Genomic DNA, 21,816 nt, shown 5'->3' with positions numbered 1-21,816 from the left:
CACCTCAATATAAAAAAGGCAGGTTAAAAACCTGCCTCTATAGCAAAATAGTATTCCTACCTTAAAAACAAAATTACATTACTTACTACGACTACAATTGGGATTTTCACATTTACCTTCTTTTTCTTTATACCCACATATAAAACAACGTTTATCCATTTTCTATTTCTCCTTTATTAGCGTCATAAACTCGTTTTAATTCAACATAATCCGCTCTGAGTTCATTAATTAAGTCAGCGTCATTATCTAGCATTGCCAGACCTAATGATTTTGATAACGCAGTGAAATATGAATCGTATTGTGCATCAAGGTCAATAAGCGCTTGTGTTCTTTTTTCTGCTAATGTTGGTATTTTTTCTTGAATTTCATCCTCTACTAAGACTGCTTTATCGACCTGTATATTTTTTTCACTAAATATAGCAACGACTCCTTGCCCTTTTAAGATTTCGGTATTTGGTGCATCTGAGCAAAGACCAATACAAGACGTGCCTCTAAATAAATACCACATATTATTTCACTCCTATCACAATATACGAATAATATCTTGGATTATTATCTGCTTCTGGTAATTCACCGATACTAAAAGATGATGTTGTGTATGTACCTGTTGGACCAAAAGCTAATAATTTACATTGATTTGCGGTAAATCCACTTGGTAAAGGCAAATCGACTGCATGGGTATAAGCATAATGGGTAACTGTACTAAACCCATGGGTAATCCAAGAACGAGTACTAACCCAATGTGAACTCACTACTCCTGTTAAAATAGACACATTAGCGGCTGGCGATAAAGTTGCTTGAAGCTGTGCAACAGTTTGACCACCTACGGTGTTCGCATTATCTGCATAAGCCACCTTACAAGGCGCATGATAAGCATCATTAGGAGTATATCCCTTCAAATTCCAATACGTTCCATCCCAATTCGTTTGAACAGAGTAATTGTCTCCAGAATCATTTCTACGCAACCTTTCCCCATAATGAGAAGAATCAGATATTCCTCCATTAGCTGGGGCACTTACTGCAGTATCTGCTACTCGAGCACTATCTACTCTTACCCCATAGGTCTGACTTCCGTTGTATCCCATAAGTATTGGATATGTTGCAGACCAGGCATTTTGTGGATTTGTATTACCACCTGGATATTCTCCTTTACTATTATCAATTATCGTATGACCTTTGCCGTAATTTCTCCACCGAAATTCCCTTGCGGTTCCTAGATCAGTATTAGTATCACCTCTATCAGCAATAACTTGATTACCGGTTATCGTTCCGCTTATAGTACTGGCCGTACCTCCATTTGCTGGAGCCGCCCCCGCAGTCGTGGCATAATCTGCATTACTTGCACTAGGAACTTTGCCGCTAACGGATATTGTCACTTTATCATTGGCTGCGTCAGGAGCAAGTGTAACATTTGCTCCTGACGCAAGTTCTAAGACATCTGTCTGACTATCGGCCTGAATCGTTGTCCCACCTACTAAAATATTTGAAAATGCATTTTGATTTGGCTGTGCACTAGAAGCTATACTATCTAGCTTTGCTTTATCAGTATTTGACATCATACCATTACTTGCTGTTGTCGCAACCCCATGAACATGATTTACATCTGCGAAATCAGCAGGCGTTTTATTTTGCAGTTTTTCTGCATTCAAATCGACATTTACATTACCATTTGAAATGGGAATTTGACCACTTCCATTTCCCGGCACCAGACCTTTCACTCTTCCCGCATCTACTATTTGATCAACACGCAATGCTTCCTGATTTTCACGTATTTCCTTTGGGCCATCTGCAATGAAATCTGTATCTGCTGGTAAATTAGCATTATAATTTGCCATAAACATCTCTCCTCTAAATGATAAAAGACTATATTTAGTAGCCTTTTGAAATCCAAGTTATTTTTCCATTGTCAACATCTTGCCCTGTTGAATTGATCACACGACAGCGAAACTTATCTTTTGCTATACTAATTAGCTCTGCCCTTACCCCTTGTCCAATTGCTGTAGGCAGTACACTAGGAAGTGTATAATAGTTATATCCATAACTAATATCTGATCCACCACTCGCTATTATAGCCATCCCAGCTTTATCTGTGTCCGGCACATCAATATTAATCGTAAATTGGTTTACTTCCGGTGTTTTTGCTAAGTCAGATGTCGCTAATTGTACACGAAAATCTATATAGCGAAAGGTTGCTAAAACAGGCGAAAAATCCCGCCATGCGTTCCATGTCATACTATCAGTACTGATACGGTATTGAAGTTTTGCCATCACTCCACTGCAACGCAAAATAGATGTAACAAATTGCGTAGAAATATTTGCAGTAATTACTTGTTCCAGATCTTTACGCTGACAACAATATTCACCAGTTGACATATATACACCGTTTTGCTGTTGTAACTTTAATACCTTTTGCCCGCCAACTTCGCTATAACGTGTAGTAGGATAGTCGCTAAACAGACCTTCAAAATTACTAAAATTAATGAGACTAGGAGCAAATTCCACATTAGTTGCTGTGCCATTTTGCAGCTTCACTTCGTCATAAGTTTGAATTGTATTTTTGGGCAATAATCCTATTATAACAATAGATACTGACATTGCTCGCTGACTGTAGAATCCCGAACGATTGATAGCTTTAATATGATAACGATATGTTCGCTCTGTATCGATTGGTACCTGTAAGAACGTCTGTGTAATACCCGTAGTTACCAGCATCCCATTTTCAAAGGTACTGCCTTCACGAATTTCGTATCCAACAACATCAGGTTCAATTGATTTTTGCCATAAAAACTGTACATTATCGCCATTCTGTATCACTTGAAAACCTACAACATCTGCTGGCTCCAATCGAGCATTGAAGTGTATAAATAGTTCATCCGAATAAAAACCAGCAGTATTCTTTGCCTTTATAATGAATTTCACATCGCCACTATCAGACGGTCGGTAAGTCACTTGACTTTCTTTTGTTTTAGCTACTAAACTACTTGAATTCCATGTATAACCTACCCGCAACTCATACTCAAACAAATCCGTTTCTATAATGCCCGTCCAACTAATAATGACATTCGAACGGTCATTTGAATCATGCATTGCTTGCAAATTTGTCGGACAATCAGGATTCAAATTAAAAATTCCCTCTGCACTTACCGGAAATTGACTATAGATCCCACCTATATTTACTGCTTTTATCCAAAATATTTGTTTTGATTCTTCTGCTATGATGGTATCAAAAAATGTTCCAGTTACCCGATTACCAATCACCACACTACTATCCCATGTAGGACCTTTCCGTATTTCACAATACGCAATATCCAATTCACTAGGCGTATTCCATTGCAGCCGTACTTTGGTACGATCTGAAGAAAGTTGCGTGGCTGAAAACCCTGTTATATCCATGGCTTCAATATCAGCATCAATAGTAAGATTTAAGATGTTAGACATATAGCCAGCAACGTTCTGAGCGCGAATCATAAGATTGTACCTGCCGCTTAATGCCAGTTTATACCTAATATTTAACTCCTTCGTAGTTGCTATAGATGTAGCTATATCCCAGGCATTCCCTAAACGCACTTCATATTGATACAAATCCTTATCCGGTATATTGTCCCAACTCACTACCAGCGTTGTTTTATCACTGCGATCCTGAATAATCCCTCCCGAGGAAGGAGCATTAGGACGCAATGTATACTGCTTTGTATATTGTCCTGGATGAATACTCATATTTCCGGCGACATTAACAGCTTTTATTAAAAAGCTATAGTTACCTTCCTCAAGGAGTTGATACTCAAAGAATGTAGCCTTAATTTGCGTTGCAGTAATCTTTGCAGTATCCCAGTTATCACCTTGACGAATTTCATAATAGGCCAAATCATTTTCAATATTCATATCCCAAGTCATTTTTAATCTACTTCTATCTGTTTCAAGTTGCTTGACATTGAAATTAGATATCGTATTTGGCGTGATGACAATATCGAGAGTCGTTATCTTTGCGGTTACAGAATAGTTTCCGCTATTGTCAACAGCTTTTATGAAAAAATTATACACTCCGTCTTTCTTCGTAGTATATGTAAACGTTGTTCCATATACTATACTAGTAATTGCCTCTCCAGCATCCCAAGACGTACCTACTCTAATTTCATAGCCTTTGAGATCAATATCCTTCACCACCGACCACTGCAGTACAACTTTTGTACTGTCGCTAATATCCTGCCATGCACTCAAAATAGAAATATCAGAAGGCGGTTCATCCTTACCTGTAATATAAATTCCTTTTGAAATAATGCCTGGCGAAACCACACCTGAATAGTTCAGCGTACATACTTTAACTAAATATGTTTCTTGAGATTTTACGCCTGTAATCACTGCTAAATTATTCGTTGTATTACCCCATAAAACCCATGATTGCCCCCCATCTCTACTGTACCAAACAATTGAATTTTTGATATATTGTTTAGGTACTATCCATGAGCAATCTATTTCAGATATGATAGTCCCGTCCTTCTGCCTATAGGTTTGCTGTCCTAGACTTAAATTACTCACCTCTGGAGCGCTGTTATCCAAATCACTATAATTAATTACAGGAATGTTATCTGCTTCTGTATATATGGCTTCAACATATTCCAGTGCTGTAATGCTTCGCTTGAATTCCTGAGAACGACTAATATTCACCACTCTAAAAGGCTTCGATACCTTATAGTTTTCACCGAAACTAAAAACATCCCACTTTTGTGGAATGGATGTAAATGAAGTTGACACTGTCACTGTATCTGTTTCCGCTACAGCACCTATCACCTGTTTCTCTACAAGAGTATCATCTGCTAGCCGTACCATAACAGAATATTCTTTCCCAGCCTCCATTGTAATATTGTGGTCAAACTGAATGGTATTTTCTGTGGCAGCTAAGACTCTACCACCATAGCCCCATTGCGGTATGTCATGCTGAATTAGGATTACATCTCCTACTTGACAAGCAATTGCATCAATATCAGCATCAAAAGATACAGTACGTTGCAGATATTGGTTTAATCGTAAACGGTATTTACCTTCACGATATGCCTGTTTATAAGATGTACAACCATACAAAGTAATTTGAGTCGGATTTTGAATTGTCTCTAAGCTATCCCACTCATCCCCATATATAGTAAGCGTATCCTTCTGATATCCTTTATCTTTGTTTATAAAAGATATTTCAACTGCATTGGCCCGATCTTTTATCCCCAGAAAATCCTCCTGGAATTTATCTTGTACAATATTCCCCATAGTGAAAAGCTGTACAGGCTGAGTCGGTCTATCACATACACAAGAATAACGGGTTCCTTTTAAAATAACCTTTCCCCGTCCTACACTTTCAGGTTTTTGCAAAGAACTCCACAAATCAGAGGCAGTATCAAAAATATGTTCAAAATCCAGCTTCCTTTCGGCACAAAAGGCAGCCCAATCAGCGAAAGCCTGATAGTCGATTCTGTTAGCCGGAATACCAAATACTACATACTCATCTGCTCTTGTCTGGGTATTTTTTATCTTTTTACAGCGATGTAATAAATCATAAGCTACCCATGCCGGAATGCGAGCCGGTTTTTTTTCATATTGACCATTAATTGGATTATAGACATTTACAGTTTCTACACTCTGAAGCCACGTTACCGTAGGTAAACCGCCACTCAATTGATCGGTGGCCAACGCTCTAATAGCTACTAATACTTTACCTGGACGCGAAAAATCCTCATGAATAATATGGCTAAGTTGTGTCCAATAAACTTTTGTGCAGTATCTAGGTGATTCGTCTTTATTTGATTTATATGAACATCTACATTGAACTTCATACTTTCCTACAGGCAAATTATCGATTCTATAGACCTTGCGGACAGCATTATTTTGTGCTGCAGTAATAGTCCACTCGTCCCAGCATATCCAAGCGTCCGCTCCTACTTTTCGATATCGTCCTTGTACTTTTACTGTGGCTTTATCTAAACTACCTTGATCGTTGGCATAATACAATCCATTCGGGCACTCAAGGGTAATCTCCAGCCCTCCACCGCCATTCCCCTCAGTTTGCTGAGTAGTTAACCAATCGTCAGACCGAATCAGTTCATAGTTTAACGCCTGATCGGCATAAGTATCGTTAAAATAAGGAATTGCCACTTGATCATTCGTCCCAAAACTTAACACTGGTTTTGCAACATCCGTATAATATGATATAGGATTATCATTTATTTTTATATCTGTAATACTATCGACTGGTCCCTCACCACCACATAGTAAAAGATTTAGATATTGTTTATCTCCATCGCCATTAGTGACATGCTGTGCCAAAATTTGTCCTGCTGTTCGCATGGTTCCGTAGGTAACAGCTAAAGCGTTACCCTGACCTGAAAGAGACTGCAAACCTCCCCATGAATAGGTTGGTGTAGATGTTACCATGTCCGCACTCGGCATTTCTGGCATTGGCTGCGGGAACAAGTGATTGATGAGCATACCGCCAACCATGCTAATTGCTCCAGCTGCCAATGAAGCCCCCCACGAACCAGCACCACCTAACGTTGCCCCCCAACCATGCCCGGCTGCTATATTACCTGTGTACGCCATCAATGCCACCGTGGCAATCATTCTAAGAATATTTTTGCCTCCGCCTTTACCTACTACCGGACATACTGCAATATAGTCGCCACTTTCAATAGGTAATGAACTTAGCAGCTCATTACCTACTATAGCTCCGTTACGACTAACTACCATTTCTTCTACTTTAATCCCCATCATCACTGGTTGAATATATTCACTTATCGTTTTCCTCGGGGCATACGCTATTTTTTTTATTTCCCTGTCACTAATATTAAAAGGGTTTTTCAGTATTGTTAATGTAATATCAGACATCTAACCCCCCCTTATATTTAATAGCCTATATCCAATCTCTTATTTGCTCCGTGAGCATTCTCTATTGGTACATTTACCGCCTTTTTCTTTTGCCCCACAAATAAAGCAGCGCTTACCTATCATTTTTAATTGCCTCTTGTTTTGTGTTGTATTCTTCTTTTAGTTTTGCATATTCAATCTTAATTTCATCAGACAATACATTGTTCCCGCACATACTGGCAGTTGCCCAAGCTTTGGCTAGTTCGGTGAATTGGGATTCATATTCTGCATCCAAAGCTACAAGTTTTTGTTCTTTTGTCAGGATAGGCATTGAAGGTATAAAATCATCCGACACCTGCTGCCAGTCAAGATAGAGTTCCTCAATAACTTCTTGGGCAATATAAGAAGCACCCCATGGTGGAGTGCTTTGTAGTTCACTTGATTTTGAGTTATACCACATCATTATTCAACCACCTCCGCTAATACACCTAAATAGAAAGCATTATAGCTTCCATCGTCATAAGTAGTTTGACCCCACCATCCACAATAATCACCTACTACAACCTTTACTTTTTCATTTGTTACACCTTTTACGACTGGACCATATGTCCCAACCCCTGTATTGTACATCATATCCATAGATGGGTTTTGCCAATAGCTATTCATATCTTTTGTAGCTATTAGCGTTGTTTTTATATTTTTTATACCAAAGGGGTGATTATATAAATATAGTCCGCCAGCAGTTACCCATTTCCATCCTAAGAATACTTGTCGATTACCACCAACAGCTCCTTCTTTGCGTCCATATTTATAGGAAGAATCATCAATTTCAATTACTTTATTCGAATTAGTTTTTACAAGCCCTAACCCAATACTGTTATCAGGCAAAATATCAGTGACAATACTCTTCCCAACTTGTTGCATAAGACTATTATATATTTTAGTTACTTCTATCTGTTGCAGTTTTCTTGGAATGAGTGCTAGATAGTCCATCGTTCCAGTAAACGGAGTAGCAGTTTGCCCTGCAGCACCTATTTGCAAGGTGTTATTATTTATCATGTCGATCGCGTATGGAATTTGAATATCTGGTATTGGAGAATTTGAATAGATGGTTGCAATTCCACCGCTAACTGTGATGCATACAAATGCAGGAATATTCAATGGTAGTGATGTAGGAGCAGCTTGCCAGCCATTAGGTTGTGACCATAATGAAATTTTATTATTCACATCTGAGGCGTTGAATATCGAACCATTTGTACCATTGTAATTGCCTAGTATTGTTTTGTTACTATAGCCATCAAGAGTTATAACACCAACTATGGTAACTTCCCCTTGAAAAGTAAACTTACCGCAATTTATATAATTCGTTCCATCAAATTTTCTTGCGTTACCTAATCCCAAAAGGCTTTTTGCAAAAAGAGGCGTTCCAACACCACTTCCAATAATAGGGGAAAGGCTATTGCTGTCATTAATTGTAGTACCGCTGCTTTCATCGAATTTCCATTCATGGTAATTTGCTTTGTCAGTATCAGAGAAAGTAGGATATTGGGCATTTGTTACAACATAATTACATGGAATTAATAATTTATTTACCATTTTTGCAATTTGATCTAATGCTCTGCATTTATTACGAATCTCAAAATAGTGCATGATGATTTTTGGACGATAATTAGTTACATCAGTATTATATTTGCCAATTTGAAGAAAATTCGTGTTCAGTACGGTGGCAAGAGTTCTCTTTTCACTAAATACCAATACTCCGTTAATAAATAATTTGTTATCAATCCCATTGTTCCATATTGTCGCAACATATAATTTACCTACTTCAACAGGATAGCTTGTATCAATTCCAGTATTATTGGAGACATAAAACCTCCCATTATAGATCCATAAGCCGACTCCATTAGTATCTGCTTGTCCATATCCGAAGATAATTTGGCAGCTACTTGTGTTCAATGTAGTAAATATAGCCGTAACTTCACGTTCCTTTGCTCCATCTGGTAAATTTACGTTACTTTTACTTTGCATGTATCCTGTTAAACCATCAAATTTAATTGATTGATCTATATAGCCATCGACTAAGGTACATCCGCCATTAATAGTGAGATCATTACCATTTCCACTTGTATCAAGAATGGTAGTATCATTTACTTTTTGATTAAATAAATATCGTGCAACAGTTACATTCTGTTCAGCTTCTGGATATATGGCATTCACTTTTCCTATAATAGGTTCATTACTATCGGCCGACTGCTGCGCATAAATCAACGCAGCTTTACACGGAGATAATTCCACTTGATTGAATTGTTTTAGTTTCTGTACTTTTTCACCAATACTAGATCTACCAATATCTACTGTACAACTTAATCCTTCGCTAGGATAAATATTCATCCCATCTGCTATATAATTAGTAAGTCCTAAAGCACTCTCTCCTGTTGAAAGATTCAAATCTTTTGCTAACCGATCAGCTGTTATGGAATATTTTTTTATTTTTGTAATGTCTATCGTCTCATCCTGAATATTAGCCCCAACAATTGTTTGATCTGCTATTTTTGCTCCCGTAACCGCTTTATCTGCCAATCCGCCTGTAGGGACCTGCTGACCTAATCCATCTGTATGATTATGTCCGTTGATGTAATCAATAGCCTCCTGCGGACCTTGCATTATGTCTAGTCTACTCAAATTAATACCCCCTTATAATTGCTTTATTTAGTCTACCTGAAATCAAACTTCCATCTGTAGCAAGAATTTCAATATCAAATCCATCAATTGTAACATTTGACAACCGCCATGTTGCCTGTTTTCCTGTAGAATCTTGTGTAAAAAGAGCAATACTTTTCGGCTCTGCATAAAATTTTCGTTTAAAATATACACGAGTCTTCTGTTCCGGAATATCAATTTTTTCAATGATCTCTTCAATATCTGGAACATCTATTGCAGTTTTAACTGCAGAAATAACTACGTTAGTTACACCATCCATCGATTTTGGTAACAGCCTTATTTGTACGTAGCGCCCAAAAAATTGCTTATTGATAGACGGAATCCAATCACCGAAACTCTGTCCATCTATACTGGTTCGGTATTCTATTTCAACAGCATTCATAGCCGATTGCTTATATTCAACATCAATGGATATAAATGTCTCTGTAGCATACTTAATCGGCTGAAGATGAATGTCCGTACCAAATATATCCACAAACCTATCATAGTCGCAAAGTTTCTCAACTGACTTGACTTTTATATTTCCCCAGGGGTCAGTATAAAAGTTGCTAGCTTCAATAGTATTTTGACCGAGATCAATAGCAGGTAATATAATTTCAGGCCCTTCCTGTAATTGCTCCGGCATACCGAAAATCTCTGCAAATCTTTTATAATCACTAACTTTTTTAATGCTACAAATTTTCCAATTGCCTTGAATATCTCGATACATATGACTGGTCTGCCATTTCGAAATATCTTCATTACGTTCAAGAATAATATTTTTAGCTGGAAGTCCTAAAACATTGATGACCGCTTTAGCAGCATTTTTTGAATGGTTGCCAGAATTATCTACAGCCTTAACCCAAAAAGTTAGTGTTCCTTCATTAGGAGCCTCAAAAACACATTCCGATCCTGAAAGAGTTTTTATTAAACAACTATTTTCCCATGTCGGGCCCATTCTCAACTCATAATACTTAATATCAGGATCGTTAACAGGATTAAATATGGCATGTAAATTTAAACCTACCTTTGACAGGGTTAATTTAGATATATCTGATGGTGGAGTATCTTTACCGTTAATAAAAATAGCATCACTGACTACACCATTAGATATAACCATACCTTTAACAGCAGAAACCTTTACTATATAATGCCTTCCAGTTTGCACATTTGGAATTGTACAGTTATTTTCACTGTTAGAAGCATGAAATATCCATGATTCACCAAGATCATAGCTATACCGAATTTCAAACCGATCTGCAGTTGTACCACGAATTAATCCCCAAGAACAATCAAGTTGAGAAACTATACTTCCATCCTTCTGTCTGAAAGTCATCTCTCTGACCGTAAGATTAGCGATTTCTAAACTAGCTATATCTAAATCACTATAATCAATCACCGGAATAGCATCAGCTTCCGTATATACTCCTTCAACATATTCCAGCGCTGTAATGCTACGCTTGAATTCCTGGGAGCGACTAATGTTCAAAACCCTAAAGGGCTTAGTTACCTTATGGGTTTCACCGAAACTAAAAACATCCCACTCTTGTGGAATGGTTGTAAATGGAGTAGATACCTTCACTATATCTGTTTCTGTAATAAATCCGAGGACTTGCTTCTCTACAAGAGTATCATCTGCTAACCGCACCATGACTGAATATTCTTTACCGACTTCCATTGTAATACTGCGGTCAAGCTGAATGGTATCTTCTGTGGCTGCTAATACTCTACCTCCATAGCCCCACTGTGGGATGTCATGCTGAATTAGAATTACATCTCCAACTTGGCAGGCTATAGCATCAATATCCGCATCAAAGGATATGGTACGCTGCAAATATTTATTTAATCTCAGGCGATATTTGCCTTCACGATAAGCTTGTTGATAAGATGTGCAGCCGTACAAGGTAATCTGAGTTGGATTTTGAATGGTCTTGCTATTATCCCAGTCATCTCCATATATAGTAAGTGTATCTTTTTGATATCCTTTATCTTTATTTACAAAGGATATTTCAATGGCATTTGCTCTATCCTTCATCCCCAAAAAGTCTTCTTGGAATTTATCCTGCACCATATTGCCCATGGTGAAAAGTTGTACAGGCTGAGTCGGTCTATCACAAACACAGGAATAGCGAGTTCCTTTTAATATGACTTTACCCCGACCCACACTTTCTGGTTTTTGTAAGGAACTCCACAAATCAGAGGCAGTATCAAATATATACTCAAACTCCAACTTTCGTTCCGTACAAAAGTCGGCCCAATCGGCAAAAGCTTGATAGTCAATTCGATTCGCCGGAATACCGAAAACTACATTTTCTACTATCCCTGTTTTGGTATTCTTTATAATTTTACAACGGTGTAACAAATCATATGCAGCCCACGCCGGATTACGAGCCGACTTTCGCTCATATTTAACAATATTAGGGTTATATACGTTAATATCGTTAACTGTCTGTAACCAGGTCACTGTCGGCATACCGCCGCTTAACTGATCAGTTGCTAAAGCTTTGATACCCACAAGCACTTTACCAGAACGGCAGAAATCATCATAACTAATATGACTGAGCTGCGTCCAGCACGCTCGAGTACTATCTCTTGTTGTCGTACCAGATTTATAGCTGCATTTCGCACGAACTTCATAGCGACCAGCAGGTAGATTGTCAATACGATATACCTTACGTACTGGACTATTTTTCGCCGCTGTTACAACTAGTTCGTTAGTCCTAACTTCTAATGTAAACTGTGCTTTATTAAACAAACCTCCTATAAAACCCAATCTATTTCTTATAATCGTAAAACCGATTAATCCGTTATCATAAGCAACTCCAACTTTAGCATCATCTTTTCGTCCCGAAACTGATCCTGTAACTGAGAATATATTTCCATCAATACAGCTTAATGTCCATGTCTCAGCAATAGCCTTTTGTCCAACTTTTAAAGCCTGAACTGTCCCAATTTTTTCTTGAACAGAAGAATATACTTTGTAAATATGTGTCTCCAGCCAATCTTTCCATTCTGACCGCCCCACCTGTCTATATTGTGCATTAAATTTAACAGTTGCATTTTCTAAGTTACCATTATCGTTTACATGGTACAATCCTCCAGGTAATTCAAAGGTGATCTCAAGACCTTGTCCGCCATTTCCTTCAGTTTGATGGGTTGCCCATATATCATCATTAGACAGTTCATAGCTTAGTACCTGATCGGCATATGTATCATTAAAATTAGAAATTGCTGTCTGGTCATTCATCCCTAAACGTATATCCACTGAAACATCATGATAATTTGATATAGGATTATCATTAATTTTTATATCTGTAATACTATCAGCTGGTCCCTCACCACCGCATAGCAAGAGATTTAGGTATTGTTTATCTCCATCGCCATTTGTGATATGCTGAGACAAAATTTGTCCTGCTGTTCGCATGGTTCCATAAGTGACAGCCAAGGCATTACCCTGACCGGAAAGGGACTGTAAATTTCCCCATGAATAGGTTGGCGTAGATGTCGTCATGTCCGTACTCGGCATTTCTGGTGTAGGCTGTGGAAACATGTGATTAATGAGCATACCGCCAATTGCGCTAATTGCTCCAGCTGCCAATGAAGCACCCCAAGAACCAGCACCACCTAACGTTGCCCCCCATCCATGTCCAGCTGCTATATTACCTGTGTACGCCATCAATGCCACTGTGGCAATCATTCTAAGAATGTTTTTACCGCCGCCTTTACCTACTACCGGACAGGCTGCTATGTAGTCACCATTTTCAACAGTCAATGAATTTAGCTGTTCCTTATCTACGATAGCACCGTTGTGACTAACTACCATTTCTTCTAAATCGATCCCCATCATTACTGGTTGAATATATTCACTTACAGTTTTTTCAGGTATATACGCTAGTTTTTTTATTTCCCTGTCACTAATATTAAAAGGGTTTCTTAATATTGTTAAAGTTATATCAGCCATCTAACCACCCTGGCACATAAAGTCCTTCAATTTTGCGCCGCCATGCTGGACTATCAATATGATCAATATGAACACCCATTTTCTCAGCAGTATGAATAAATCTTCCATCACCTATATAAACTCCAGTATGGTTACAAAATACAGCCTGATTAAACCTCATAACAACAAGAGCAGGTACAGGGGGTTCCCCCTCACACCTGCACCAGCGATTTCGTTGTTCATTGATTTCACCGTCAATCAGGCTGACATCTTCACAACTGATTTTATAATCTGGTAATTCAATCCCATACATCTTAAAAACTTCACAGACAAGACCCCAACAGTCATAACTGTCAGGGCCTCTACCGCCATTCACAAATGGTTTACCTATCAATTTATCGATTGGATGCATAGATACCTCCTTGGGGTATACTGGGTTCACCACCAAAACGAGTTGCATTACCCCGCTCGCGACAATCACCTAATGTCTTATTACAAGTTTCTTGATAGGACTGCGCTCCACATTCAATTCCTTTATACGTAAAAGGACAATAATCTTTCAAAACTCTCCGGAATGGAAAACGAAGCATCGTTGGCATATCACCGCCTAAATCAAATGTAACCCACATACTGTCTGAACTAACGTGCTGTACTGTAAAGGTTTCTTCTATATCAGCAGCTAGTATCTCAAGATGCTGAGAATGAACTACACGTAATATTACAGTAGCTCCAACGCCACCATTGGCCTGTTCAATATATTGTTGAACACTCCGAGATATATTAGAAACTCGCACCGGAATTTGCGGAAGTTCACCTTGGGAAGTTTCTTTAATTTCATCTAATTCAAAAGGAAATGCAACCCATGTATAACCATTCCACACAATATCTTCTGTATTACGTACAATCCTAATAATTAAATCTTTTGCTATTTGAATTTCCAGTAAAACCAGCCATGCCCCATCGGAAGTTAGCTTATTTTTTTCTATAATTGAAATATTAGATAAATTTAGTGCCACAATCAAACCTCCTGCAAGGTAATTTCGCCTTCCCACATATCATGAGAAGTCAAGTGAAAATTCATTTCACCTGTAAAGCGTACCGTATAGCTAGCAGCAGTAACTGGATTGATCCATTGGAATTCTTGGCTACCGCCACACATTTTCTCCCAAAAAGTCATAAGAATTTGATATTCATTATTTTTAAGAGCAGTCCATTTTAATGTCCATTTTTTGCGAATGCGCGTAAACCTTGGCCTAGATACCACCATTCCATTTTCCATTTGTGAAGATATCGCAGGATTCTCCCGTCCTTCATCTAGTGGATATACAGGGTTTGTTACATTAGGAAAAACTAACAATGACATATTGATTATTTACCTCCTTACTCCCAACACATCACGCATGCCATTCACATTGCGTGCATAAGCATCCATGACAACATTAATAACATACTGCTGCCCGTCCCAGCTTGTCTCCTGCTTTGTATCGGCCTTTACTCCAGACTTATTGACAACATTAACGACAACTGGCGGGGCTTGGGTTGCGCTTGTTGTTGTGGCACGGCTTACACTACTTATACCTTGCATTTTTGCAGTGGCAAGTGTTTCATCCAATTGATGGTTTGGAATAACAGTTCCCGCGTGATCTGGGATGAACAGTTCAGGCCCTCTTTCTCCCACAATATATGATGTTTGCGATGCAACCGGTCCGCCTTCGGCCTTAAATATATTACCTAAAAAATCTCCAAACCACTTGCCCAGTTTTTTTTCTATTACCTGTTTATAAAATATTTCAAGTAGCATTTTGCTAATCTCTGTTGTCATATCTTTAAAAATTCCTTTAAATCCTTGACTAAAAGATTCTGCACCTGTAAGCATCTTGTTAAAATGTTGTTCTGCGCTACTATTTATGCGATTAAAAGAGTCTTCCATAATCTTCGTATAATTTGTCTTTTTCTCATCCATATCTTTCCTGAAAACGTTCACAGCTGTAGATGGTTTATATAAATTTGGATCTGGCTGCGTTTCTTGCGTATTAGACTGTTGACCTCCTTTTGCATCACTTTTTGATGCATTAGTGGAAGATGTTTTTTTATCCCCACTAGAAGCTTGCTTATTATCCTTGCTGTTATCAGTTTTAAATATTTTATCTAAACGTTCCTTAATTGATTTGCTAAGCTTTGACTGCCATCCATCGAATATTTCTTGCGCTCTTTTACTAAGTAGTGCCGTTAGCAAACTAGGAACTTCTGAAGATATATTTTTAAATACATTCTTTAGCCCCTGCGATAAAGATTCCTTATGGGCTATCACACTTTTCAGTTGTTCCTGCGCATAGTTTTTTAGCCGATCTAGTGATGCTTGTATAAGCTTATCAAATTCATTCTTAGTGTTATTATTCTTATTTTCTTGAGTTGCTGCAGTAAGCGAACTAGATCCTTTAGGTATTTCTTGTTGAACTTTCTGAGCATTACCTGCTAGCGTATTCATCTTTTCTACTAACTGTTGCTGCATTTCACATGCTGTGGCAATTTTTTGTCCAAAGTCACTACCTACCAACTTGGCTATTAAACCATCAGCAAATCCATCTTCTGAAAGCACCTGATACATTCTTACACCTCCTGTCTTCGTATTTCATATATTTCCAGAGCTTTTATTTTTCTACACAAAGCCGGAGTCAATTCCATACCATAAACTTCTGCTATAGCAAAAACGGCAGTATAGTCTAATCCGACTATTCCGCCATGACTTACCCGCCATTGTGTATTTACATAAATCCATAGCTGCCAGGCTTCACGATTTTCCGGCATAATCTCAGGGCAACTAGCTTCACAAGTCCTGCACTTGCGTTTTTTATCGGCCTGCGTTTGGGTTTTACGGCAGGCTTCGCAATATTCCTGTCGCCTGCCTGCCACCCATTCCCAGACCTCTAGGAGTTTTTTACTTCTTTCTCCAACCCATAAGTCATACGAAAAGTTTTCTCTGCCAATTCTACTAGTTGGTTATTAGGCACATCATCAAAATCATGATCTTTATAAATATTATCTAAAATCCAGTCATTTCCTAAGACTGTTAATTTTAAAAATGACAATTGATTGTCACCTGTAGAATCAAAAAATACCGGGTCCAAACCAGTAGCACGAAAAGCCTTCAATTCATTGCGGCTCATAGCCCTTGCTTGTGGTAGTATCGTCATAAATAGTCTCCCTTATCTTTAATTATAAGTAGCTGGCAACACTGTTAACTAATGTAGCTTTTACAGCAGAATTATCGGTATTTGATTGATAAAAAGCATGGAAGGGAAGTGTAATTAAAACACCTGCCGGACCTGTAATACCAGGAGTACTACGTTCATATGTGATTTCGGGGAATAAAAATTCTAGGCTATGATTATTAGCTGAGAACTTCACTTTCAAACTTGACTTTGTTCCTGTGAGAGCTTTTTCCAATAGTGTTGCACCATCAAAAAGAGCTGTAATATTACCAGAAATTTTATAGATGCCTGCAGGAATATCACTACGAAGACCACCATTACCAATTGTATACTGCGTGCCGTCCAAGCCTGCATCAATCGTAAAATCTCCTTTAGTAATGGTAGCAATAGCTGCTCCGCCTTCCTCAATGCTGGCCTGCAAATTGGTAAAACGAGATAACACTATATTGGAAGGATTCGTCATATAAGGAGTGGATGAAAGAGCCTCTTTTGCTCCCATAATTGTCATAGATGCTGTTAGCTCATCCTCACCGCCAAAACCGACTTTGAAAGAACTAATTTTGCAACTGTTTAGCAATGCATACTGACCAATATCAGTAAAGCCTTTTTCCAAAACCATGGAAGGCTGCGTTGTGCCGATCTTAAATACATGCTGATATGGATCAGCACTGCCTGTGGTAACGGGATTACCAAATAATCCTTTCAACCAATACCCAATACCTGCTTCATCTACAGGTACAACGATATTGCCGTCTACACTGATATTTCCTGGAGCAGGAGCTACCGGATTTCTGGTACCAGTAATGGTTGCCAAATCCTTCATATTTTGTTTTGATTTCACATCTAATGTATTGAAGGGTAACACTTTACCGGCCTTAGTCGTAGGGTTTTGTCCGAAACTGGATTCATAATCAAATACTAACCTTCCTTGTGCACCTTGTGCTTGACTCATAATATATTTCCTCCTAAAATTCTATACTTTTTAATTTTTTTAACACTTAAACTTTGCTAACGTCTTGTTGCTTCCATTCTTCAGTTTCAACAAGTTCGCTACTATTGATCTTTTTTAGAGCATTATATTTGTTAAGCATGACACGACGAAACACTTCAAATTTTCCTTGATCTCCATTGGTAATCAACATTGCAAAATCCAATGCCGTCTCTAATAAGGTTTGTAATTTAGCATTGCTTTGCTGCATCATCAAATTTTTATTCATCTGCAACTCCTCCCCCCTCATCGACACAAAAATCTTTGTATACCTTCTATGAACCCCACCCCCACTACCATTTCTTATACAACACACCTGCATGTGCTAAAAAAAGTCAATTCATATTCCTCGGCGCTTCCTATTATCTAAAATAATTCATCATCTTCCCATTGTTATTCGAAATCATGAATTGTTTGTCCAATTTCGCCTTAGTAAGTAAAGCAATTTTATAATAATTAGATCATTCACATCCAATACAAATCAATATTACTATAGAACAAACGATTGCTACGTTTCCAGCGGATGTCTAGTGTATTGAGCTGACTATGCAACTCCTTTGCCCGTTCGTATATTACATTAGCTGCCAATTCTGGATATTTCTCACGATACATAGCTTCCAGTATATTCATAGTGTAATATTTCATAAATATCCCCTCACTCTTTATCCGTACATATTAACCATGATTTAGATAGGTACTAATTTTAAGAATTGCTACATTAAGATGAAATTTTATTGTCGCTACACTAAGATTAAGTTTGCGGCTAATCATCTCATTGGAATAACCGGCTTTAACAAAGGTCACTACTTCTTGTTGTCGTGGAGTAAGCATTACAATCGACTTATCCAAGTCTACTAATATACAGACGATATGCTCAAATCCCCTACACTTTACAAAATCCATGGTACCCACATCTTCCAAGTTGGAAGCTACTACTTCTGCAAGACTTCGAAGTTCTTGATATCTTTCTATAGTTCGTCTTATTTGCTTTTGTGTGTAGTCGATACTACCACATCCCTTGTATGTTTTTCCATATTATCAATATACTGCCTTATGTTGAATTTGTAACTGACATGAATGTGACAATAAACTCTGCACAGAACCAAAAGCCATATTAGCTCATGAAAAAACCAACTACAGTTATCTGTAGTTGGTTTTCTTAGACCCATTATATTGCTTCAAATGCTTTTTCTTGCTTGTATAATTTAGTTAACACTTTAAATTACTCTTGAATTTTTGCAACTTCCTCAGAGGTAGTCGCCGCCATAATTTTATCTTTTAGATCCCGAGCAGTCACATGTAATTGATTCGAGAATTTAGCCAAGGCTACTGACATACCAATAACTCCCTCCGCATCTAGAGTAAGGATTTTGTTATCTGCACAAGTCCACTCCAACGAAAAAGGTTGATTCGCCGCCAAACTAGACTGAGCCGCTAAAGCCGCTAGAGAGATTCGTTGCGAGCTTATCGGATCAGAATCTAGCTTCTTGCCTTGATATTCGAATCCTGCTTCCTCTAACTCATTACGCTTATCTTTTATCTTTTGAATAGCTTGTGCTTTTATTTCATCAAGGGTTGGTCCAGCAGGTTCGGTGTATGTCCATTGACCATCAACAATATCAAAAATTTTCTGACCTCCATTGAAATATTCCTGGTGTTGTTCATCTGTAATAATAATCGTCTCAGTAGGAATACCATTCGGATAGCGACTTTCCCAGCCCACAGGTATAAAGCTTATTCCAGTGTCAGTTTTAAATGCGTAAAACATCATATCACTCCTTTAAATTCATTAATGACCAATTGCCCAGACACATATCGTCGCACTGCTAGCCTGGTTGTGCATCGCTATAAAATTTGAATTTGTAGAAAAACCAACCACAACATTTACACTAGCAGAAGCAAAGTTATTCCCTATTACACAAGCAGTTATATTCGCCACACCATTTGGGAATGCAATCGGAAAGCTGTATGTGCCGACAGCGCCCGGTCCAACTATATACACACCCCATTGTATTATTAATCCACTAGGCAGGTTTTGCCATCCATTATTACCTAACGATCCTAAAAACTGCCCTAATTGTACTGGTTGATTTGCCTGAGTTGGCACAGGCACACGAATATCATCAAACTTCGCATATTGAATTTCTCCGTAGTCATATGACTTACAACTACTAACTTTCCCGGCACTGTCTACTGTAGCTTCACCAATAAAGACACGTTGTTTTTCATACCATAATCCACCTTCATAGTACATCATTTTACCATCTTCAATTTTGTAAACATGAGTATTGGTTGGTGTATCAGCATCTAAAATAGTAATTACAGCATAGCCATCACCGGTATTTACACCCGCAATAGTTCCTGTATTTACAAGTTTTATTCCATCAGGATGCGGTGTTGGACAATTAGGATCACCGGAAATATATGATGAACCGCCACTACCACCTGCACTAGCTCCAGATGCCCCGCCATACCATCCACCACCACCAACGCCAAATACATATGACATTGGGTAATTATAATTAATTGTGTGCGAAGCACCTATACCAAATTTTCCCTTTGCATCTCCGTTTGCTAAAGTATAACTAAATAGTGCGTTATTTCCACCATCAATCTGTGTGCCACCGGAAGGTACGCTAACACCAGCAGTTGATTTACCTGCGCCTCCAGAATAGCCACCGCCGTCGCCACCGTTACCACCACTTGTGCTTCCAACATCATCATCGCAAGTTCCGCCACCCCCAGCAACAATGCAGCGTTTTTCTAATCCACCACCACCAATTCTTACATCGGTAGCACCGCCTCCATACCAAATCTTAGCATCTCCGGTAACATTTAATTTTCCGCCACCATTATATCCATATTTCGAATCATTATAGCCACCTTGTGAACCTACACAAATTATTAAATTAGATGCATTTTTAACGTCTAATTCACCATATGCGTATCCACCTTTACCACCTAGATCTGAACCACTATTCCCTCCACTAGCACCCCAACATTCTATCTTGACTTTTTTTATATTTGGAGGAAGATTACAAGTCTGGGATAAACTATTATAGTTAAAAACTATCTTATCGCCAATTCGTAGTTGTTTATAGTTTGGGAAAACATAACTCACAGGTATTTGCTTATTTGTAATTGGTTTAAATTCAGTTGCCCCTATACTAATAACCCCTTGTGCTGTCCGTTCTGCATATACATACAACGTTTGAGAAACACCCGCCAGTGCTATGGAAATATCTCTAGGGACTCTTTCGATATAATCAATCGCTCCACGGTCGTTAAACCCAGCAGCAAAATTTATCAATGTATTTGCCTTTAAGTTTACCGTGCTTGTGTTTAGATTTGAGTAAATAGCTGCCGCATTCCCATTACTATCTACAGGACCAGTAATAACGGAATTTCTTGTGCAATTTCCACCTTTTTTTGTTGCTTCAGTATAAATAGCTGCCAACGTACTTTGTACATCTGTGGTACCAATTCCAGCAACGACCGAATTAGTAATATTTCCTGCGCTCAATTTCGCCCCATCGCCCCCGCCACTATGACCATGTGTTGCCAAACTTTCCAGTATAGGTCTTTCATCGAAAATATCTGTCTGCAATATTGACGTAGCTTGAGACCTAACTTTCACTTGCGCCAAACTCACCCATCCATCCGGCACGGAGGGTGCTGCAGGCGCAGGAGCAGCGACACCGCTTACAACCATAAAATCGATGATACTGGCGATCCTCGTCATAACTGATTTTTGCGTAACCTGCCTTGAAACTGTATCTATCATTACATTACGAGCTTCTGGAGTGTCCTGCAATTCCTTATATTGAGCGCAAATACGATCTATCCTATCATATTGGGGATGCGCTGCTGTTATTGTCAATGCAGGATCAAGATTGACCGTCAACTGCCCCTGTAGACCAGATTGATAGATTCGTCCTGGCTTAACATAGACAGTCATATCTGCTACTGATTGCGCTGTAACATCGAGTCCCAGGACAGCCGTGCTTTGACATAAAAAATCAGCGATAAACATTTCAAATGCATCACCAATATAACCGGATTGCCTTAAAAAATCTTCTACCAATATTTCCGAAAACGGATTAAAATTAACTTTATCCATTTTTCACATC

The 21,816-nt window shown here is 38.4% G+C and carries 18 protein-coding genes; all 18 read right to left on the bottom strand.

Translation table 11 applies throughout. The features are described from left to right. Positions 1-151 precede the first annotated feature (151 nt). Positions 152-508 carry a hypothetical protein gene (locus QSJ81_RS15175; protein ID WP_285718212.1) on the bottom strand — a complete coding sequence of 119 codons (357 nt, stop codon included), beginning with the start codon at positions 506-508 and terminating at the stop codon, positions 152-154. Position 509: 1 nt separating this feature from the next. Then, positions 510-1,835, bottom strand: a complete 1,326-nt coding sequence (locus QSJ81_RS15170) for a hypothetical protein (protein ID WP_285718211.1) — start codon at positions 1,833-1,835, stop codon at positions 510-512. Positions 1,836-1,869: 34 nt separating this feature from the next. Then, positions 1,870-6,867 (bottom strand): TipJ family phage tail tip protein, encoded by a 4,998-nt coding sequence (locus QSJ81_RS15165; RefSeq protein ID WP_285718210.1) that lies wholly within the window; start codon positions 6,865-6,867, stop codon positions 1,870-1,872. A 112-nt stretch (positions 6,868-6,979) separates the two neighbouring features. Beyond that, positions 6,980-7,309, bottom strand: coding sequence for a hypothetical protein (locus tag QSJ81_RS15160; RefSeq protein WP_285718209.1), 330 nt, complete (start codon positions 7,307-7,309; stop codon positions 6,980-6,982). Beyond that, positions 7,309-9,528 (bottom strand): LamG-like jellyroll fold domain-containing protein, encoded by a 2,220-nt coding sequence (locus QSJ81_RS15155; RefSeq protein ID WP_285718208.1) that lies wholly within the window; start codon positions 9,526-9,528, stop codon positions 7,309-7,311. The genes QSJ81_RS15160 and QSJ81_RS15155 overlap by 1 nt, the downstream gene beginning before the upstream one ends. A gap of 1 nt (position 9,529) precedes the next feature. Further along, a complete protein-coding gene (locus QSJ81_RS15150; RefSeq protein ID WP_285718207.1) occupies positions 9,530-13,507 on the bottom strand; it encodes a TipJ family phage tail tip protein in 3,978 nt (1,325 codons plus the stop codon). After that, positions 13,500-13,898 carry a C40 family peptidase gene (locus QSJ81_RS15145; RefSeq protein WP_285718206.1) on the bottom strand — a complete coding sequence of 133 codons (399 nt, stop codon included), beginning with the start codon at positions 13,896-13,898 and terminating at the stop codon, positions 13,500-13,502. Before QSJ81_RS15145 ends, QSJ81_RS15150 begins: the two co-directional genes overlap by 8 nt. Continuing rightward, positions 13,882-14,502 carry a DUF1833 family protein gene (locus QSJ81_RS15140; protein WP_285718205.1) on the bottom strand — a complete coding sequence of 207 codons (621 nt, stop codon included), beginning with the start codon at positions 14,500-14,502 and terminating at the stop codon, positions 13,882-13,884. Before QSJ81_RS15140 ends, QSJ81_RS15145 begins: the two co-directional genes overlap by 17 nt. 2 nt (positions 14,503-14,504) lie before the next feature. After that, positions 14,505-14,849: a hypothetical protein gene (locus QSJ81_RS15135; RefSeq protein WP_285718204.1), complete on the bottom strand. Its 345-nt coding sequence runs from the start codon at positions 14,847-14,849 to the stop codon at positions 14,505-14,507. Between the two features lie 9 nt (positions 14,850-14,858). Continuing rightward, positions 14,859-16,094, bottom strand: a complete 1,236-nt coding sequence (locus QSJ81_RS15130; RefSeq protein ID WP_285718203.1) for a hypothetical protein — start codon at positions 16,092-16,094, stop codon at positions 14,859-14,861. Positions 16,095-16,096: 2 nt separating this feature from the next. Next, complete coding sequence (locus QSJ81_RS15125) at positions 16,097-16,399, bottom strand: DUF1799 domain-containing protein (protein WP_285718202.1); 303 nt, start codon at positions 16,397-16,399, stop codon at positions 16,097-16,099. A 14-nt stretch (positions 16,400-16,413) separates the two neighbouring features. Further along, positions 16,414-16,680: a hypothetical protein gene (locus QSJ81_RS15120; RefSeq protein ID WP_285718201.1), complete on the bottom strand. Its 267-nt coding sequence runs from the start codon at positions 16,678-16,680 to the stop codon at positions 16,414-16,416. Between the two features lie 22 nt (positions 16,681-16,702). Beyond that, positions 16,703-17,650 (bottom strand): phage tail tube protein, encoded by a 948-nt coding sequence (locus QSJ81_RS15115; protein WP_285718200.1) that lies wholly within the window; start codon positions 17,648-17,650, stop codon positions 16,703-16,705. Between the two features lie 46 nt (positions 17,651-17,696). Then, positions 17,697-17,915, bottom strand: coding sequence for a hypothetical protein (locus QSJ81_RS15110; RefSeq protein ID WP_285718199.1), 219 nt, complete (start codon positions 17,913-17,915; stop codon positions 17,697-17,699). Between the two features lie 236 nt (positions 17,916-18,151). Then, positions 18,152-18,331, bottom strand: coding sequence for a hypothetical protein (locus QSJ81_RS15105; protein WP_285718198.1), 180 nt, complete (start codon positions 18,329-18,331; stop codon positions 18,152-18,154). A gap of 30 nt (positions 18,332-18,361) precedes the next feature. Next, positions 18,362-18,589, bottom strand: a complete 228-nt coding sequence (locus tag QSJ81_RS15100) for a helix-turn-helix domain-containing protein (protein ID WP_285718197.1) — start codon at positions 18,587-18,589, stop codon at positions 18,362-18,364. Between the two features lie 319 nt (positions 18,590-18,908). Further along, complete coding sequence (locus tag QSJ81_RS15095; RefSeq protein WP_285718196.1) at positions 18,909-19,457, bottom strand: DUF4376 domain-containing protein; 549 nt, start codon at positions 19,455-19,457, stop codon at positions 18,909-18,911. Between the two features lie 18 nt (positions 19,458-19,475). Beyond that, positions 19,476-21,806, bottom strand: a complete 2,331-nt coding sequence (locus tag QSJ81_RS15090) for a glycine rich domain-containing protein (RefSeq protein WP_285718195.1) — start codon at positions 21,804-21,806, stop codon at positions 19,476-19,478. Positions 21,807-21,816 lie beyond the last annotated feature (10 nt).

Source organism: Pelosinus sp. IPA-1 (genome assembly GCF_030269905.1).
In the GTDB taxonomy this organism is placed as follows: domain Bacteria; phylum Bacillota; class Negativicutes; order DSM-13327; family DSM-13327; genus Pelosinus.
Note: the sequence above shows the minus strand (reverse complement) of the source record. Positions and strands in the feature narration are given on the sequence as shown.

Bases quoted from the DNA above. Each gene is read 5' to 3' on its own strand.
- QSJ81_RS15175 (WP_285718212.1), bottom strand. From the start codon at position 508: ATGTGGTATTTATTTAGAGGCACGTCTTGTATTGGTCTTTGCTCAGAT.
- QSJ81_RS15170 (WP_285718211.1), bottom strand. From the start codon at position 1,835: ATGGCAAATTATAATGCTAATTTACCAGCAGATACAGATTTCATTGCA.
- QSJ81_RS15165 (WP_285718210.1), bottom strand. From the start codon at position 6,867: ATGTCTGATATTACATTAACAATACTGAAAAACCCTTTTAATATTAGT.
- QSJ81_RS15160 (WP_285718209.1), bottom strand. From the start codon at position 7,309: ATGATGTGGTATAACTCAAAATCAAGTGAACTACAAAGCACTCCACCA.
- QSJ81_RS15150 (WP_285718207.1), bottom strand. From the start codon at position 13,507: ATGGCTGATATAACTTTAACAATATTAAGAAACCCTTTTAATATTAGT.
- QSJ81_RS15145 (WP_285718206.1), bottom strand. From the start codon at position 13,898: ATGCATCCAATCGATAAATTGATAGGTAAACCATTTGTGAATGGCGGT.
- QSJ81_RS15135 (WP_285718204.1), bottom strand. From the start codon at position 14,849: ATGTCATTGTTAGTTTTTCCTAATGTAACAAACCCTGTATATCCACTA.
- QSJ81_RS15130 (WP_285718203.1), bottom strand. From the start codon at position 16,094: ATGTATCAGGTGCTTTCAGAAGATGGATTTGCTGATGGTTTAATAGCC.
- QSJ81_RS15120 (WP_285718201.1), bottom strand. From the start codon at position 16,680: ATGACGATACTACCACAAGCAAGGGCTATGAGCCGCAATGAATTGAAG.
- QSJ81_RS15115 (WP_285718200.1), bottom strand. From the start codon at position 17,650: ATGAGTCAAGCACAAGGTGCACAAGGAAGGTTAGTATTTGATTATGAA.
- QSJ81_RS15110 (WP_285718199.1), bottom strand. From the start codon at position 17,915: ATGAATAAAAATTTGATGATGCAGCAAAGCAATGCTAAATTACAAACC.
- QSJ81_RS15105 (WP_285718198.1), bottom strand. From the start codon at position 18,331: ATGAAATATTACACTATGAATATACTGGAAGCTATGTATCGTGAGAAA.
- QSJ81_RS15100 (WP_285718197.1), bottom strand. From the start codon at position 18,589: ATGGATTTTGTAAAGTGTAGGGGATTTGAGCATATCGTCTGTATATTA.
- QSJ81_RS15095 (WP_285718196.1), bottom strand. From the start codon at position 19,457: ATGATGTTTTACGCATTTAAAACTGACACTGGAATAAGCTTTATACCT.
- QSJ81_RS15090 (WP_285718195.1), bottom strand. From the start codon at position 21,806: ATGGATAAAGTTAATTTTAATCCGTTTTCGGAAATATTGGTAGAAGAT.